Here is a 1093-nt window from a genome sequence, read left to right on the forward strand (position 1 = left end):
CGCTTGCCAGACGGCGATGCAATGTGGAAACAGAAATGTAGAGATATCTCGCTACCTTGTTTGCTGTCCATTTTGTTCTAGGTTCGGATAGCATTAGGTTATAACAACGACTTATTAATGATTGTTTACTATCTGATAAAAGTAAACAATTAACATGATGTGCTCCTAATGAAAGTAGAACGCCCATTGCTAAGTGTTCCTGAATTTGCGTTGAGAAGCCTCGGGAAATAGATGTTTTTAGTTGCTCCCAACAATATATTAACTCGGGGTTCTGAGGTAAGCAGAAACCTGTCGTGTTACGAATTTGATCAGTTATCGCATAAAATTTTTGAAACTTTTCAATTAGATCAATGGGATAATAAAGCATTTCTGCAAGATAAAGACCTGCTTCTGGATAATTCACAATATAAAATTCATATCCACAGGGAAATAATATTATCTGATTATTATCAACAGTTAGACTATGCGTCTCCCAATTGATAACTTTTTTTCCCTGACGGATACGACATAAAGCTGGCATAAGAGGCTTAACCCTGTGAATCTCATGATGTTTATGCATCCGTATTTCTTCAATCTTTAGGTTAGACTTATCTTTTGCCAGCATACTCTTACCCTACTTTATCTCATAAACTGGTGTTATCTCAGCGGTTGCAATTTTATTGGCATTAAGCATATAACCAACTAACGCTCCGCTGGAATTAGAATCCACAGGAATCTTATCAGTTTTTAGAGCCCATACTTTAAACTGGTAATGATGGGGTTTATCTCCTTTGGGAGGACATGCTCCACCAAATCCTGCATAACCAAAATCATTTCGGCCTTGAACAGCACCAGTCGGAAGTTTTGTACCATCACGTCTTCCTGCATCAGTGGGCAAATATGTTACAGTTGCTGGAATATTAGCAACAGTCCAGTGCCACCATCCACTGCCTGTAGGAGCATCTGGATCATACACAGTTACGGCAAAGCTTTTGGTGCCTTCAGGAGCACCAGACCAGGTTAATGAGGGCGATGTATTACCACCTTCACACCCAAATCCAGAAAATACATGAGACGTTGTAAGTTGCTCTCCTGTTTTTATTTCATTACTAGT

2 protein-coding genes are annotated in these 1093 nt (G+C 39.2%); both read right to left on the reverse strand.

Annotation, left to right across the window (positions count from 1 at the left end; translation table 11 throughout):
• Positions 1-604: AraC family transcriptional regulator (locus tag ACUU1I_RS20700; protein WP_449144920.1), on the reverse strand; the 604-nt coding region annotated here is incomplete at its 3' end.
• A 9-nt stretch (positions 605-613) separates the two neighbouring features.
• Positions 614-1093 (reverse strand): Raf kinase inhibitor-like protein YbcL (gene ybcL, locus ACUU1I_RS20705; protein ID WP_449144921.1); only part of this gene is annotated, 480 nt, incomplete at its 5' end.

Source organism: Shigella sp. SIG3 (genome assembly GCF_053555855.1).